Below are 15,817 nucleotides of genomic sequence, written 5' to 3'. Positions count from 1 at the left end.
GCCCCGGCCCCCCACGGGCACCGCCCCCCCCAACCGCGCCCCGCCCCCCACATGCCCGCGCCGCCCCGCGACCGGTGGCGGTCTACTTCGTGGCGGGGATGAAGAAGACGTTGTCGGGCGTCACGATCTTGGTGATGGCCTGTCCGAAGAGGGTGCTCGGCTCATTGCCCTCGTGGAGGATGTCGGTGTTGAGGAGCACGACGAGGGTCGCGCCCGTCCCGGGCATGTGGAGGACGAGGCTCTCGTACCCGGGCAGTGAGCCGTTGTGTCCCACCCACCCCTGGACACTGAAGATGCCCAGCCCGTAGCCCGCGCCGGGGAGGCCGGTGGACAGGTACTTGGTGCGCTGCTCCTGCGTCTCGGGCGAGAGCAGCGTGCCGTCCGCGAGGTCCTCGGCCCAGCGCTTCATGTCGTCCAGGTCGGAGATCATCGCGCCGGCGGCCCAGCCCCAGCTCGGGTTCCAGTCCGTGGCGTCGACCGTCGCGCCGTTCAGGGTCTGGTTGGTGTACCCGTGTGCGTGCGGGGACGGGAACTCGGCCCCCTTGGGGAACACGGTGTCGTCGAGGCCGCTCGGCTTCGTGACCCGGTCGTGGATGAACTCGGCCAGCGGGACGCCGCTCACCTTCTCGACCAGCAGGCCGAGCAGGATGTAGTTGCTGTTGTTGTACTGGAACTGCGTGCCCGGCGCGGCGACGTTGGGGTGCTTGTAGCCGTACGCGAGCAGTTCCTCGGGGGTGAAGGGCTTGGTGGGGTTCGACTCCAGCGCGGTGACGAAGCCCGGGTCCGAGGAGTACGGGAAGAGGCCGCTGCGCATCTCCGCGAGGTTTCGCACGGTGATCCGGTCGCCGTCCGGGACGCCGCCCACGTACTTCGAGATCGGGTCGTCGAGCCCGACCAGCCCGTCGTCGACCAGCTCCAGCACGGCGGTGGCGGTGAAGGTCTTGGTCACGCTGCCGATCCGCATGTAGAGGTCGTCGGACATGGGGGCGCCGGTCTTCTTGTCGGCGACGCCGAAGGAACGGACGTACCGGCCCTTGCCCGGCAGCCACAGGCCGACGGTGACACCGGGAACACCCGTCTGGTTCATCACCTGCTTGACGGCCGCGTCGAGCTGGGCCGCGAGCTCGGGGCTCAGCTCCTCCTGCGTGCAGTCCTCGTCGGAGGCGGTGTCGGCCGCGGCGTCGGAGCCGGCGTCGGTGTACCGGCCGCGGTCGCCGCGGTGGTCGTCCCCGCGGGCGTGGCCGTGTCCGTGGTGGCCGCGGTGGTGGCCGTGCCCGTGGCGGTGGTCGCGTCCGTGGTCGTGTCCGTGGGCGGTCACCAGGCCGGGCGCGGCCGCGCTCGCGGGTATCGCCCCCACCGGGAGGAGTCCGGCGACGGTTATCGCGGCCACTGCCAGGCCACGGTAGGCCGTCGTCCTGCGTCGGTGGGAAAGCGGTCGGGTCATTTCGTTGGTCCTCGTTCCGGGTCGCGTCCAGCTCTTGAGGAGATCGTCGGCGGCAAACGCCCGCCACGACGACCCTGACGAGCTGTCCGGGTGACGAGGGGTCGGCTCCCGGTCCGGATACCAGGAGGAGGCCCGGCGCGCGCGGCCTGCGCGTGCCGGGCCCGGGGTCCGGCCGGGGTGCTCGGGGGAGGTCGGGCCTGGTCAGGGGCGGTCAGGAGGCGACGGTGGCCGCCGAAAGGGTGACCACGCGCTCGAAGCGTCCGTCGAGGTGTACCGACGGTGTGTCACCGGCCTGCTCACCGGCCGGCTCACCGGTCGTGCCCGCCGCCGTTCGCACGAGGCTCGGATGCGCCGCCCGCGGCGGCGCGGCGGGCGAGGAGCGCGGCCCGGCGCTCGTCGAACCTGGCGGCCTGGGCGGTCAGGGCGTCCAGGTGGTCGCCGAGCTGCTGCTGGGCCCTCAGCCCGTCCGGCCCGAGCCCGGCCGTCTCCATGATCCTCAGGTGACGGAGCACCGGCTGGAGGACGTCGTCGTGGTGGATGCGGAGGTTGTAGACGCCGCCGAGCGCGATCCGGGCGGCGGCCCGTTCGAAGCCCGGCATGCCGTGGCCGGGCATCCGGAAGCCGGTCACGACCTCGGCCACCGCCTGCATCGCCTGGTCGGGGGCGAGTTCGAGCGCGGCCTTGAGCAGGTTGCGGTAGAAGACCATGTGCAGGTTCTCGTCGTTGGCGACCTGCGCCAGCATCCGGTCGCACACCGGGTCGCCGGACTCGTGGCCGGTGTTGCGGTGCGAGACGCGGGTGGCCAGCTCCTGGAAGGCGACGTAGGCGACCGTGTGCAGCGGCGAGTGCCCGTTGTCGGAGACGAAGCCGTTGCGCATGTGCGACATCCGGGCCCGCTCCAGGGCCGCCGGGTCCACCGCGCGGGAGGCGAGCAGGTAGTCGCGCAGCACGATGGAGTGCCGGGCCTCCTCCGCCGTCCACTGGTGCACCCAGGTGCCCCAGGCGCCGTCACGGCCGAACAGGGTGGCGATCTCGTGGTGGTAGCTGGGCAGGTTGTCCTCGGTCAGCAGGTTCACCACCAGCGAGACCCGGCCGACCTCGGTCAGCGGCGACTGCTCGGGCGACCACGGCTCGCCGCCCAGCGGGCCGTCGAAGTCCCGGCCCCGGCCCCAGGGCACGTACTCGTGCGGCATCCACTCCTTGAACACCCGCAGGTGACGGTTGAGCTCCCGCTCGACCACCTCCTCCAGGTCGTGCAGCAGGCGGGCGTCGGACAGGGCGGTGCGGGAGGGGGAGGAGGTGATGCTCACAGGTGCCGGCTCCGGGACGTCGGTTGAAACCTACGGTTGCGTAGGTAGCGTCACCGTAGGTGGGCCACCGGGCGCTGTCTGGGGTCGTTGGGCCCTTTCCGCGCACGCACCGCCGGGGTCCGGCCGGGACCAACGGCCCCGGAAGTCCCGGGACCAGCGGCCCCGGAAGTCCCGGGACCAGCGGCGCCGGAAGTCCCGGGACCTATGGCGCCGGAAGTCCCGGGCCGACCGCGCCCCGACCCGCCGGGCACCGGGCCTGGCGGGGCCGGTGGCGGGGGCCGTCCGGCCCTGTACCCGGGGGCGGCCGGCACGGCACGGTGAAGCGGTTCGCGGCGGCCCGCCGGGGGCACCATGAAGCCGCGGTCACCACGGGAGGTGGGGCGATGCCCGGCAGCGGGAGACCTGTGATCGAACTCCGGTCACTCACCAAGCGGTACGGACGGACGGTCGGCGTCGAGGCACTGGACGTCGAGGTCGGCGCCGGCGAGGTGTTCGGGCTCCTCGGCCCGAACGGCGCCGGGAAGACCACCACGCTGCGCTGCCTCGTCGGACTGCTGCGGCCCAGCGGCGGGCAGGTCCGCGTCCTGGGGCTGGACCCGGTCGCCGACCACCGCCGGCTCGCACCCGCGATCGGCTACCTGCCCGGGGAGCTGCGCCTCTACCCCGAGCTCACCGGGCGGCAGACCCTCGACCTGCTGGCCGCCCTCCAGGGCGCCGCCGTCCCGCGACAGGCCGAACTCTGCGCCCGCCTCAACCTGTCGGACACCGACCTGGACCGCGCGGTGGGGGAGTACTCGCGCGGGATGAAGCAGAAGCTCGGCCTCGTCCAGGCGCTCCAGCACCGCCCGGAGCTCGCGGTGCTGGACGAGCCGACCGAGGGGCTGGACCCGCTGGTCCAGGAGACGTTCTTCGAACTCCTCGCCGAGGAGACCGCCGCCGGCCGCACCGTCCTGCTCTCCAGCCACGTGTTGCCCGAGGTGCAGCGGGCCTGTGGCAGGGTGGCGATCGTCCGCGGCGGCCGGCTGGTGACCGTCCAGTCGGTGGCCGGGCTGCGCCGGGCCCGGGCCCGGCGGATCAGGCTCGTCCTCGGCGACGGGCGGGGTGCCCGGCCGCTCGGCGCGGCCGAACGCTGGTCACCCCGCTGGGAGGGCCCGCGGGTGGAGCTGCTGGTGCCCCCGGACGAGGTGGTGACGGCGGTGCGCGGGCTGCTCGCCGAGCAGCCGGTGGCCGACCTCACCGTCGAGGAGGCCGGCCTGGACGAGGCGTTCCTCGACCTCTACCGGACACCGGGCCCGCCTGCCGTCGGCCCGTCCGCCGTCGGCCCGTCCGCCGAGGGCCTGCCCACGGGCGGCGCACCCACCGCTGACCCGCCCACCGCTGACCCGCCCCGCGGCGACTCGCCGGCCGCGGCCCCCGTCGAGGAGGACCGGTCATGAGCCGCGGCACGGTCAGTCGCCGGCTGCCGCTGGTCTGGCTCGCCCTGCACCGCCGCCGCCGGATGCTGCTGGCGCTGGTGCTCGGCATGGTCGTCTTCGAGGCGCTGATCGTCGTGATCACCAGCACCGTCCCGCCCGCCGACCTGTTCGGCGGCGGACGCACCCCGCCGGACGCCTTCAAGGCGTTCAGCGGATCCAACGGGGACGTCTCCATCGCCAGCTACCCCGGCCTGCTCGGGGCCGGCCTCACCCACCCGTTCTGGATCGCCCTCCAGCTCACCGCCATCGGCTCCCTGGGCGCGGCCGCCGTCGCCGCGGACGTCGAGTCGGGCACCATCGAGCTGCTGATGACCCGTCCGCTCTCCCGCCGCCGGCTGCTGGCCGAGCGGACGGCGGCCCTGGCCGCGGCCTCCGTCCTGCTCAACGCCGCCGCCACCGGCACCGTGGCGGTCGGGGTCGCCCTCTCGCCGGACCTGCGCGCCGCCGTCCCGGTGGGCGGGGTCTTCGCGGCCGGGCTGCTGGGCTGCGCCTTCGCGCTCTGCCTGACCGGACCGGTGCTGGCCGTCTCGGCCGTCAGCCGGCGCCGGGCCCACGTCGTCGGCGCGACGGTCGCCCTCGGCGCGGTCGGCTTCGCGCTCAACTTCGTGGCCCTGGCGTGGTCCCCGGCCGCGCCCCTGCGCTACCTCAGCCCGTTCCACTACTACACGCCCGGCGACGCCCTGGCCCACGGCAGTGTCCCGTGGACGTCGGTCGCGGTCCTCTCCGCCGTCGGCCTGGCCGGCCTGGCGGCCGCCTTCCGCCTGCTGGAACGGCGGGACCTCGCGATCTGAGCGCGGACACCGGCGCGCCACGCCTCCCCTGCGCCTGCTCCATCCCGGTGCGCCGCGCCTCCCCGGTGCGCCGCGCCACTTCCCGGCGTCCTCCCCGGCCGTGCCGCGCCGTTCGGTGATACCGAGCCGATCGGCCACGCCGAGTCGTTCGGCCGTGCGCCCAGGGCCGTTGGGCCCTCGCCCGGGGCCGCGGGCGGTCCGATGCTGGTAGTACCGGCGCCACCCGCCGACAGGGAGTGACCCACCATGACCACCCACCTCGCCCTCACCCTCACGGACCTGCGGCTGCTGGCCGCCGCGGGCGGTGCCGCACCCTCCTTGCACAACAGCCAGCCCTGGCGCTTCCGCCCGACGCCGGACCTGACCGGGTTGGAGGTGCGGGCGGACCGGAGCCGGGCCGTTCCGGCCGCCGACCCGGAAGGCCGGGCCCTGCACATCTCCGTCGGTGCGGCCCTGTTCAACCTGCGGGTGGCGGCCGCACACCTCCGTCGCGACGCCTCCGTACGGCTGTTCCCCGCCGGTCCCGGCACCGAGCCGTGTGCGGTGCTCGACCTCGCCGCGCCGGCCCGCACGACGCGGCCCTTCGGCGCCGATCTCCACGCGGCGATCGCCCGGCGGCACTCCAGCCGTGAACCCTTCACCAACCGGGACGTCCCCGAGCGGTTCCTCGCCGGGTTCGTCGAGGCCGCGCAGGACGAAGGCGTGACGTTCGCCCTGCTGGAGGAGGACGGCGTGCGACGCGTGCTCGCCCTCACCTCCGAGGCCGAGGCCCTGATCGCCGCCGACGTCACCCGTGAGGCCGAGACCCGCCGCTGGCTCCGCCTGGAACCGGCGTTCGACGGCATCCCGCTCGCCGCCCTCGGATCGCACGACCGCGACGCACGCGTCCCGATGCGGGGCTTCGCCGGGCACCCGCCCCGCCACTCCACCCCGGCCGGGCGCTTCGAGGCGCTGCCGCAACTGGGCCTCCTCACCACCCGCCTCGACGGCCCCGCCGACTGGCTGCGTGCCGGCCAGGCGATGGAACGCATCTGGCTCCTCGCGACCGCGCACGGGCTGCGCGCATCCGTGCTGCACCAGGCCGTGGAGATCCCCGAAACCCGCTGGCGGCTGCGCGACCCCGACGACGGCCCGGGTCACGTGCAGCTGGTGCTGCGCCTCGGCTACGGCCCTCCCGGCACACCGAGCCCGCGCCGCCGCACCGAGGACATCCTCGACGACCCGGCGCCCGCGTAGGGCCCGGGGCCGGAGCCCGGCCCCGGCCCCGCGGCGGGCACGTGACGCGTCAGACCGGTACGACCACCACCGGGCACTCCGCGTGCTGGACGACGGCCTGGCTGGTGGAGCCGAGCCGGCCGAGCGGCCCGCGCGGCTTCCCGTGACGGCCGATGACGAGGAGCTGCCGGCCGGTCGAGGCGGCCACCAGCTCCCGTGCCGCGTTGGAACGCACCACCGACGTCGTGACGGGGACGTCGGGGAAGCGCTCGCGCCAGCCCGTGAGCACCTCGGTGAGAAGCCGGTCGTGCTCGGCCGCGATGTGCGACTCCTCGTAGACCACCGGGACTTCGTGGCCCGGTCCCATGAGCAGCGGATACGTCCAGGCGTGGACGACGAACAGCGGCAGCTCCTGCCGCTGGGCCGCCAGGAACGCGTGGGCGAGCACCGGCTCCTCGTGTTCGCCGCCCTCGACACCGACCACCACGGCGGCGTCGGGTGCCGCCTGCGGGGTGCGCACCACGACGACCGGGCAGGGCGCGTGCGCCGCCACGTAGAGGGTGTTCGAGCCCAGCAGGAGCCGGGGGAACCCGCCCGAGCCCCGGGCACCGACGACCAGCAGGGCAGCGTCCGCCGCCGCCTCGGTCAGGACCTCGCGCGCCTTGCCCTCCACGAGGTCGGCGGTGACGCTCACCTCGGGGCGCCGCGCGGTGGCCCGGGAGCGTTCGACCGCGAGCAGCGCCCCGTCCTCCTGCCGGCCGGAGGGCAGTTCGGGGGCTCGTACGAGTCGTAGCGGGAGCCGCCGGAGCGCGGCCTCGTCGCAGGCCCAGTCGAGGGCGGCCTGGCTGGCCTCCGAGGAGTCGACTCCCACGGTGACGGGTCCGTTCATCGCCGTTCCTCCCAGTCCGCGGGGTGGCAGCGGTCGTCCGATGTGTTCAGGCTATGCCCGCGGCCGCCCCGCCGCCGGTCAGCGGCCGGGGAGCGGCCGGGCTGCGGCCGTGGGGTGGCAGACGCAGGCGGCGGGTTCCGGTCGTGTGAGGCGTTCTGCGAGGGCGACGGTGGCACCTGTTCCGGCCGTTGGCTGATGCCGATCGCGGCCTGCCCACAGGTGACGCCGAAGAACGGTGTGCCGGTGGCGCCCGGGCGGCCGCCGGGGGCCCGGACTCGGCTGCGGCGAAGTTCGTTCGCCAGCGCCTCAGGGAAGGATGAGGACGTACGCCCTGGTCGCGAGCCGCAGGCCCGCAGCCGGGGACGAACGACTCACCGAACCCGCAGCACCGGCCTGCCGACCGCCCCGCCGCAGCAGGACGGATCCGGGGAGTGCCCGCCGCGCACCTGATGGGACCGGCCGTTCGGAGGCGTCCGACCCGGCCGTTCCGGGGCCTTTGACAGTGTCATCCGGGGTCATTAGCGTGATGAACAGACGGCTTTTTCCGAGCCACGTTGAACAATTCTCCGACTACCCGGGATTCCGTAGGAGTCGGTCCGGTCGGTTTTTGCGGTTCCCGGACCCGGGAGTTCGCGATGGATGGCTACGACGTCTACCGCACGGCCATGTCCGGCGACCACTGGCGGGGCTGGTGGGTCAACTGGCCGCTGTCGAACCGCATCAGACTCGGCGACGTCTACGAGGTACAGAGGAACGCGTTACACAGAGCGGGTGACCTGGCCGGCCGCGGCATCACCTTCACCACGGAGAACGGGGCACCGCCTGCCACATACGTCTACGACTCCCAGGGCTCGGTGGCGGTGACGTTCAAGGCCTCGGGGACGAGCCCCGGTGCCCTGTCCGCTCTCACTCGGGCCGACGCCGGCGCGGCCCTCGAGTTCCACCGGGACAGGACGGCCTTCGTCGCGTTCCAGGGGATCTCCCAGACGGGCCTCGCCGATGTCCGCGCGCTGGCGGAGCAGCTGGTCGAGGCGTGGATGAACAAGTCCTGGGACGAGTCGCTCCGCGCCGTGACCAGTATGGTCTCCGTGGCGGCCGGAACGGTGCTCACCGCAGCCGCGGCGGGCGCCTCCGCAGTGCTCAGGATGACGGGGGCGGTCGGTGCCGGCGGCCCGACCGCGATGCTGGACCTCGCGGTCGGCGGGTCCTTGGTGAGCAGCAACGCCCTCGGCGCCGAGTGGACCGGCCCGGAGCTCACCCCCTTCTACCAGGTGGTGGGGCTTCGTAAGCCCTGGCTGCGAAAGGTCGAGGCCGACTTCGGTCCGCCGCAGCCCGGCCGTGGGGGCTTCCCGGGCACGCTCGCGCCGATTGTGGTCGAGCAGATCCGCGATGACCCCGATGCCGTGCTGACGGTGGCCGACCCGGAGGAACAACTGCCGTTCGCCACCGGGGAGCCGGGCTGAGAAGAGGACGGAGGTCGTGGTGACTACTGCGCAATTCCGTGTCACCGCCGGTCCGTCCGTGCCGGAGGGCGGGGACTGGTGGACGGATCTGGAGGTAAGCCTGCACGTGCAGGGGCTCTGCCCGGAGGCGCGTCGCGTCGAGGCCGATCAGCACCCGGCGGACCGGGCCGCGTCCGACGAGGGGGCCTCTGACGAGAAAGCCTCCGACCAGGTCGACCCCGAGAAGGCCAAGTCCTTGCTCGGGACGGCCGCGGCGATGCGCCCCCATGCGACGCTGGCGGACCGGGAGGGGGCCGGCGGCCTGCTGATGGCATGCCTGACGCCGGGAAGGGTCGGCCTGCTGTGGGAGCGGGCCCAGGTCTGCGGCACGTCAGCCGAGCCGTTACGGCTGAGCATCGAGATCGCGGTGCCGCAGTTGCGGCCGCTGCCGTGGGAATTGCTCCGGGACGACGGGGAGTGGCTCTTCTACAGCCCGGACTTCCTCTGCGCGCGTCGTTGGGCAGGCGACGGCTCCAGGGCGAGGCGGGGCAGGGTGGTCACGCAAGGAAGCCAACTGGGGCCCCTGCGGGTTTTGGTGGTGGTCTGCAATCCGGATGACGGCAAGGACCGCTCCGACGAGGAACGTGTCAGGATCGCGGCGGCCCTCGGGATCACGCCCTGCGCCCACGTCCAGTTCCTCGAAGCTCCGACACGTCCGGTCCTTGCCAAGGAGCTCAAGACCTGGCACCCGCACGTCCTGCACTTCATCGGTCACGGCATGCCGGCGGTGGCGGGCGACGAGGCCGCCCTGCCCATCAACTGGGTGCCCGACGGGGTTGAGTCCGGTCGGGAGTGCTGGAAGCTGACGTCCTCGATCGTCCACGAGCTGCTCGCGCAGTGGCAGCCGCGGCTCGTCGTCCTGAGCGCCTGCGGGACCGCTGCCGACCTCCAGGACCGCCGCGGCGGCCTGGCGGAGGCCTTTCTCGCGGCCAGGGTGGGAGCGGTGGTGTCCATGCTGGCGGACATCGACTCGCCGGTGTGCGCCGTGTTCGCCAGGGAGCTGTACCGCGAGGTCGCGGATGGCGCCCCGGTCGACCATGCGGTCCGGGAGGCCCGTCAGACGCTGAGCGAGGAGTACACCGAGGAGGGGCACTGGGCGCTCCCCGTCCTCGCCACATCCGGCGACCCCGCGACCGCCCTCGCGATCCACCACGCGCCGCCCCGGGCCGCCGTCGACGCGTTGTGCAAGGGGAAGCGGTACCAGCACCTGGAGCTCTTCGTGGACCGGTCGGAGGAGCGGAGGACGGCGTGGCGGGCGCTCGATCCGAGTGAGTCGGTCTCCGACCGCCGACTGCTCGTGGTGTCGGGGGCGTCGTGGAACACCGACTATCCCCACACGGGCAAGACGTTGTTCACGCTGTCCTGCCTGGTCACCTGCTTCCTCCGGGGGCACCGCATCACCTACGTGGACCTCCAGAGCAGGATGCCGGCGGACGGCGGCACAAGTCCGCGCAAGGGGAAACGCAAGGGGAAGAAGAACTGGCTGGAGTTGCTGCGAGCGGTCCGTGCGGCCTGCCTGGACGGCAGCCAGGCGGAGACGTGGCGGCCGGAGGACTTCTCCCGCTTCAATGCCGAGCTCAACGCCCTCGTCAGGGGATTCGCCCCGGTGCCCGAGCAGGGCGGTGCCGGAAACACCGGCGTGGTCGAGGACGAGGGAGGGTCGTTCGACGAAAATGTCGGGCGGTCGGACGAGCGGCGCCGGAGGATCTTCCGGGTCTTCCTGGAGACTCTGACGCCCCCGGGGGACGACCGGGTCCACGTCCTCGCCCTCGACCATGCCGACTACCTGACGGAGTGGGACTGCCGACAGATGGTCTATCCCGAGCTGATCGAGCCGGTCGCCGCAGGAACCGCACCGGGCGCACTCCGGCTCCTCCTGGTGGCTACGCCGAACTGGATCGGCAAGGCCCTGCCGGAGCGGGACAGTAGCCTGTGGGGGCCGCCGCTGACCTTGAGGGACTTCGACTGCGCGCACCTCATGCGTCTGGCCGACGAGTTCTGCGAGCGGGCCGGCCTTCACTCCGCCGCGGCCAGGGAAGTCTTCGCGGGGTACAGACCAACGCTTTCGCGCGGTGTACCGGTCCAGATGTTCGGCAGCATCGGGGATTGGCTGATCAAACTCAAGGCACAGGGGGAACCGTTATGACCTGGTCTTCCGAAGGACTCGCGGTGCTGGAGGAGATCAAGGCCCGGATCGCCGCCGGTGCGAGCCCCGCCGAGATCCGCCGCTCACTGTGGCCCGGCGCGTGGGAGCCGCTGCTCAAGGCCTGCGCGGCCGCACGCACCTTCGACCGGGAACTGCTGGACGGCGTGCTGCGGCCGGCCGCGGGACCGGGGGCCGTAGCGGACTCGCCCACCCTCGACCGGTTGACCGAGCTGGGGATCGCCGAGCCGGTGCCCGACGAACCCGGCCAGTACCGGCTGACGGACGGTGACCAGGCCGCGTACATGCAGGCCTGGAGGGTGGAGTGGGAGGGCCGCCCGACGGCACCGGCGGAGCTGGCCGATCTGGAACGGCGGCTCGCCGACCACCGCGGGCGTAGCGGCGACCGGGTCGAGCAGCTGCGGCACCTGCTGGTGGCCGACCCGGCGCAGGCGCTCAAGCTGTTCGACGAACTGTTCGTGGAGGCGGACGGGGCGCGGGACTTCGCCCGGTGCCAGGACCTGCTGGACGTCCTCGACGACCCCGACCGGCTCACCCTGGCCGGGCCGGACGTCGCGCACCGCCGTAAGGACCGTGCAGCGTACGTCGGGACACAGGGCTACTGGGCGGTGGACTACGCCCGGTGCGCCCAGTACCTGACTCCGCCCGGCCTGGAGAATCGGGCTGCGGCGCTCCTCAGCGGCACCGGCGAGAGGGTGTGGCAGGTCTTCGCCTCAGCAGGTATGGGGAAGACCATGCAGCTGCGCTGGCTCGTCACGCGCTACTGCGCCCCCGCCGAGCGGGACGTCCCGTGCGCCCGGATCGACTTCGACGTGGTGTCCCCCGCGGCGGTCGGCCGTCACCCCTGGCTGGTCCTGCTGGAGGCCGCCGCGCAGTTCGGCAACCGGTGGCCGCAGGGGACGTTCGGCCGACTCGACCGGTTCGCGCCCTATCGCAGCCTGCTGGACCGGCGCGCCTCCGGCCTGAGCAGCACGGCCGCACAGGGGCTGGGCACCCAGGACACCGGCCAGGTGCGGTCGGAGGTCACGGAACTCTTCGTCGACCGGTTCAACGAGGCCGCCGGCGACCGCCCGGCCCTGCTGGTCTGCGACACGCTGGAGGAACTGCTGCTGCGCGGCGGGGAGGACTTCAAGGGCTTCCTGGAACTGCTCGGACAGGTGCTCCGGGGCTGCCCCCAGCTGCGCCTCGTCCTGGCCGGGCGCTACGACATCGAGGAACGGTTCCCCGGGGCACTCGACGTGCTGGGGAGGGTGGTCCGCGTCGAGGTCGAGCCGTTCACGGACGAGCAGGCGGAGAGGTACCTCGGGGAGATCCGGGGAATCGACGACCCCGCCAAACGCAAGGTGGCGCGGTGCCGGTCCAACGGACGGCCGCTCACGCTCGCGCTCTTCGCCGACGCCATCGTCCAGGACCCGGGGCTGAGCACCAAGACCCTGCAACGGATGCAGGGACCGTTGACCACCCTGCTCATCCGCCGGGTGATCCGGCGGATCGAGGACGAAAGGGTGCGGTGGTTGGTGCGCTACGGGGTGGTCCCGCGCAAACTTCGGCGGAAGGACCTGTTCACCGTGATGCGCCCGTTCCTTCGGAACATGGACCGGCCGACCAGGAACGACGACCCCCGCCGGGATGCGCACGGCCTGGAGGGCCAGGGCGCCTATCCGTTCACCGCCCCGCCCGCCGATGACGCCGAGCTCGTGAGGATCTGGGACCGCCTGCTCGACTATGCGGGCGGCTCCTCCTGGGTCTCCGAGGTGGCGGGAGACCCGTCGGCGGTGGTCTTCCACCCGGACGTGGTCGCGCCGCAGCGGCGGCTCATCTCCGACAAGCCGGTGTTCTGGCAGCTGCACCAGGCCTACGCCCGATACTTCGACGGGCTCGCCGAGAAGGACCCGGGCCAGTGGGCGGACCACACGCGCGAGGCCGTCTACCACCGCTTCCAGCTGCGCGACCCGCAGGCCGTCGAGTACTGGCGGTCGGCCCTGCGCCGGGCCCGCGACGCCGACGCGCTGGAGGACCTGCACACGCTCGCCGGCGAGGTCCTCGGCGGCGACTATCTGGACGGCCGCGGCAGGCCCTGGCGAAGCCGGCACGGCAGGCCGCTGATCGCGTACGCCGCGCTGGCCGAGGCCCGGTTGCAGGAGGCGTACATCATCGGCCGGAGGGCGCTGCGCGACCAGGCGCAGACGTCGGACCCGCGGTGGGACGGCCTCCAGCAGGCGCTGGACCACGTGGAGCTGCTCCGGGGGGACTCGCCCGAGCCGATCCCGGTGTCGGGGTTGGAGGAGGCCCTCCGAGCCATGCACCTGAGCCGTACCGACGGAGCCGAGCGAGCCGCCGCGGTCGCCGAACAAGCCCTGAGGAGCGCGGACGAGCAGGAACGTGCCGACGTGCTGCGGGTGCTCGCCGACAGCCGTGCAGCCGTCGGCGACCCGGCAGCCGAGGAGTTGTACCGGCAGGCGTACGAACTGGCGTTGCTCCAGGGGCGCGAGGTCCTGGCTACCGACATCGCCCTCGCCCTCGCCCGCGAGCGGGAGGAACAGGGCCGCCTCGACGAGGCGCTCCGCTGGTGCGACCGTGCCGCCGTCCGGGAGACGACCGGGGTGGACCGGGTGGCACTGACCAAGGCCCGGCTCCTGCTGGCCTGCTACCGGCCGGCGGAGGCGCTGGAAGGACTCCCGGAGCCGCCCACCGAACCTGGCTCGCTCCCGTGGACGCTCCGGTCCGCCTGCGAGCCGCTGGTCGAAGCCGCGCTGCTGCGCGCGCAGGCGGAGCTGATGCTGGGCCGGAGTGAGCGGGCGCTCCGGGCCCTCGACCGCGCCGACGAGGCCGCCACCGGGATCCCCGGGGCGGGCCGCTACCGGTTCGACGCCCGGATCCACCAGCTCCGCGGCACCGTCCTCGGCGAGAGGCTCGACATCGACGAGGCGGAGCAGTACTTCCGCCAGGCCGAGAGCACCTGGGCGGAGTTCGGGTACCGCTCCGGCCACCCCGAGTGCCGGTACCTGTACGCCCGCTTCCTGCTCAGGGACGTCGGCGACCTCGCGGAGACTCGCCAGCTGCTCACCGCCAACCGTCGGAGCCAGCTCCAGCCGTTAGGTGAACTCCCTGTCCCCGAGGAGGAGTTCGTTTTCCGTACCGAGCTCTTGGAGCGCGAACTCCAGTTGGCGCAGGCCCCGGGAACCGCCCCCGACGGTGAGCCCGTTCGCCCGGCCTCGCCGATGACGCCCCGGCAGAGCGCACTCCTGGCGACCCAGCAGCTGGTCGAGACCTGGTGGCGCGGCCGGCCGGCGGTTCCCGTCCTGGTGGAGGCGCTCGGTGCGATCGAGCCCCCGTCCGCCCGGCTCTTCGTGCTGGAGGAGTTGCGGCGCTGCCCGACTCCGCGCGGGTCCTCCGGCCCGACGATCGGCCGGCTTCGTGGCGTTCTGGAGGAGGCCCGCGGCGACGGCGGCCACCCGGAGGACGCGGCGCTCCGGCGCCAGCTGTTGGCCGAGCTGGACCGGCTGGGACACCGCCCGGGGCGTGCCGTGACGGCCGCGGACGAAGCCCGGAGCGCCCTCCACGCCGACTCCGACCCGCTCGCATGGTGGCGCTGGTTCGAGCTGCGGGCCAGGCTCGGTGCCGCACCCGCACCGGCGCGGTCCGGCTTTCCCCCCATGATCGCCGACCGGCATCCGCTGCTGTACGCGGCGGCCCTGCTCCGGCTGGCGGCCGCGGCTCCCGGGAGTGAACCCGACCTGAACGAACCCGACCTGGTCGCCCTGGCCGTGGAGGTGTCCAGCCAGGTCGGCAGGACGAACCGGTACACGGCCGAAGCGTTCCGCAGACTCGCGGAGACCACCGGCGACGCGCACGCCCAGCGGACGGCCGACCGGCTCTACAAACGCCTCGGCCGGCCGCAGGGACGGTCCGCCGCCTCCCCCCGCGAAGGCCGCCGGCCCGACGAGCCCGCAGATCAGCTGGCGGTTCCCCTGCCGTTCCCCGGGGAGCTGCCCGTCTACGACCCCGATGCGCTTCAGCGTGACCTGCTCCGCGACCAGGACGGTGTCGTGGGGTACCTGTCGGACCTCTTGGCGGAGGCTCCCGTGCCGGTACGGCCGCTCGGCGAGGAGATCCGAGTGCTCCGCCTGGAATCCGACGACCCGTTCGTCCACGCGTTGCCGTGGGAGCTCGCCGTCGTCGATCTTCCGGTCGGGTGTTACCGCAGCCTGCCGGCGGCGGCCGACGCCGGCAACGTCCTGCACCTCCAGACGACGCTGAGGCTGATCGATCCGGGCCTGCCGGTCGACGGGTTCCTCGGGCCGCGTACCAGGCAGGCGCTCACCCGGCTGATGTCCGGGGCGGAGCCGGTCGAGGCGACGGCACCGACCGAACGGCCGAGCGTGGTCATCGTCGCCCCCTCCTCCGACGTCCAGTACGAGTCGCGCGGCAGTCACCTGCTGTCCGGCGTCGACCTCGCCGACGTCTACGCCTCCCGGCGGTTCGAGATCACGCTGGCGGAGTCGGTCGACAGCCTCCGGCGTCCGGGCTCTCCGCCGAGGCTGGTCCATGTCAGCGCCCCGCTGGAGTCGACGGCGGCCGAGCCGTACTTCGACCTGTCCTCCGCCCGGCAGGCGGAGTCGCGGGTGTCGACCAGGTCGCGCGGCTTCGACCTGTCGGCCCCCACCCTGGCCCGCTGGCTGCGCGATGCGCCGGACTGCCTGGTGGTGCTCGATCCGCCGATGCCCGGCTCCCCGCGTGACATCCCGGAGCAGCTGATCGGGCGCAACCTCTTCGCGGCCCAGCTGCTCGCCGAACTCCCCGCCGCCGCCGTGATCGGCATCGGGTTGGACGAGTACCACGCCTACCGGTCCGCCGACCTCATCGCCTCGGCCGTGGCGGAGGCCCGGCCGCTGGCGGAGGCCTTCCGCGAGCTCGTGCTGTACCGGTCCCAACCCGGGCTGACAGGCCTGGAGCTGCTCGCCGCCGCCGGCACAGCCCTGTTCGCCGCACCCGCCACCTACAACGCCACCTACACACTGTCATGA

Annotated in this window: 9 protein-coding genes; 6 read left to right on the top strand and 3 right to left on the bottom strand. The window is 73.3% G+C overall.

What is annotated here, in order from left to right; all coding sequences use genetic code 11:
* Positions 1-82: 82 nt before the first annotated feature.
* Together ACFC1F_RS16795 and ACFC1F_RS16790 are read right to left on the bottom strand one after the other, a co-directional pair.
* On the bottom strand, positions 83-1,444 hold the full coding sequence (locus tag ACFC1F_RS16795; protein ID WP_376159012.1) for a serine hydrolase domain-containing protein: 1,362 nt from the start codon (positions 1,442-1,444) through the stop codon (positions 83-85).
* A 308-nt stretch (positions 1,445-1,752) separates the two neighbouring features.
* A complete protein-coding gene (locus tag ACFC1F_RS16790; protein WP_376159010.1) occupies positions 1,753-2,754 on the bottom strand; it encodes an acyl-ACP desaturase in 1,002 nt (333 codons plus the stop codon).
* A gap of 404 nt (positions 2,755-3,158) precedes the next feature.
* Between ACFC1F_RS16790 and ACFC1F_RS16785 the strand changes: the two genes are divergently transcribed.
* The 3 genes from ACFC1F_RS16785 to ACFC1F_RS16775 all read left to right on the top strand — a co-directional run bounded on the left by ACFC1F_RS16785 (position 3,159) and on the right by ACFC1F_RS16775 (position 6,256).
* On the top strand, positions 3,159-4,190 hold the full coding sequence (locus ACFC1F_RS16785; RefSeq protein ID WP_376159008.1) for an ATP-binding cassette domain-containing protein: 1,032 nt from the start codon (positions 3,159-3,161) through the stop codon (positions 4,188-4,190).
* A complete protein-coding gene (locus ACFC1F_RS16780; RefSeq protein ID WP_209413909.1) occupies positions 4,187-5,020 on the top strand; it encodes an ABC transporter permease subunit in 834 nt (277 codons plus the stop codon). Before ACFC1F_RS16785 ends, ACFC1F_RS16780 begins: the two co-directional genes overlap by 4 nt.
* A 246-nt stretch (positions 5,021-5,266) precedes the next feature.
* Positions 5,267-6,256 carry an Acg family FMN-binding oxidoreductase gene (locus tag ACFC1F_RS16775; protein WP_376159006.1) on the top strand — a complete coding sequence of 330 codons (990 nt, stop codon included), beginning with the start codon at positions 5,267-5,269 and terminating at the stop codon, positions 6,254-6,256.
* 49 nt (positions 6,257-6,305) lie between these two features.
* On the opposite strand, the gene ACFC1F_RS16770 is transcribed toward ACFC1F_RS16775, so the two are convergent.
* On the bottom strand, positions 6,306-7,124 hold the full coding sequence (locus ACFC1F_RS16770; protein WP_376159004.1) for a universal stress protein: 819 nt from the start codon (positions 7,122-7,124) through the stop codon (positions 6,306-6,308).
* Between the two features lie 635 nt (positions 7,125-7,759).
* Here ACFC1F_RS16770 and ACFC1F_RS16765 point away from each other — a divergent pair.
* Genes ACFC1F_RS16765 through ACFC1F_RS16755 form a run of 3 tightly spaced genes read left to right on the top strand, consistent with a single transcriptional unit; the run spans position 7,760 to position 15,817 of the window.
* Positions 7,760-8,587, top strand: coding sequence for a hypothetical protein (locus tag ACFC1F_RS16765; RefSeq protein WP_376159002.1), 828 nt, complete (start codon positions 7,760-7,762; stop codon positions 8,585-8,587).
* A 58-nt stretch (positions 8,588-8,645) separates the two neighbouring features.
* Complete coding sequence (locus ACFC1F_RS16760; RefSeq protein WP_376159000.1) at positions 8,646-10,772, top strand: CHAT domain-containing protein; 2,127 nt, start codon at positions 8,646-8,648, stop codon at positions 10,770-10,772.
* Positions 10,769-15,817: a hypothetical protein gene (locus ACFC1F_RS16755; RefSeq protein ID WP_376158998.1), complete on the top strand. Its 5,049-nt coding sequence runs from the start codon at positions 10,769-10,771 to the stop codon at positions 15,815-15,817. The genes ACFC1F_RS16760 and ACFC1F_RS16755 overlap by 4 nt, the downstream gene beginning before the upstream one ends.

It is taken from the genome of Kitasatospora sp. NPDC056181 (genome assembly GCF_042266225.1).
Classification (GTDB): domain Bacteria; phylum Actinomycetota; class Actinomycetes; order Streptomycetales; family Streptomycetaceae; genus Kitasatospora.
The sequence above is the reverse complement of the archived record's forward strand: the minus strand, read 5'-3'. Positions and strand labels throughout refer to the sequence as shown.

Bases quoted from the DNA above. Each gene is read 5' to 3' on its own strand.
- ACFC1F_RS16795 (WP_376159012.1), bottom strand. From the start codon at position 1,444: ATGACCCGACCGCTTTCCCACCGACGCAGGACGACGGCCTACCGTGGC.
- ACFC1F_RS16780 (WP_209413909.1), top strand. From the start codon at position 4,187: ATGAGCCGCGGCACGGTCAGTCGCCGGCTGCCGCTGGTCTGGCTCGCC.
- ACFC1F_RS16775 (WP_376159006.1), top strand. From the start codon at position 5,267: ATGACCACCCACCTCGCCCTCACCCTCACGGACCTGCGGCTGCTGGCC.
- ACFC1F_RS16770 (WP_376159004.1), bottom strand. From the start codon at position 7,124: ATGAACGGACCCGTCACCGTGGGAGTCGACTCCTCGGAGGCCAGCCAG.
- ACFC1F_RS16765 (WP_376159002.1), top strand. From the start codon at position 7,760: ATGGATGGCTACGACGTCTACCGCACGGCCATGTCCGGCGACCACTGG.
- ACFC1F_RS16755 (WP_376158998.1), top strand. From the start codon at position 10,769: ATGACCTGGTCTTCCGAAGGACTCGCGGTGCTGGAGGAGATCAAGGCC.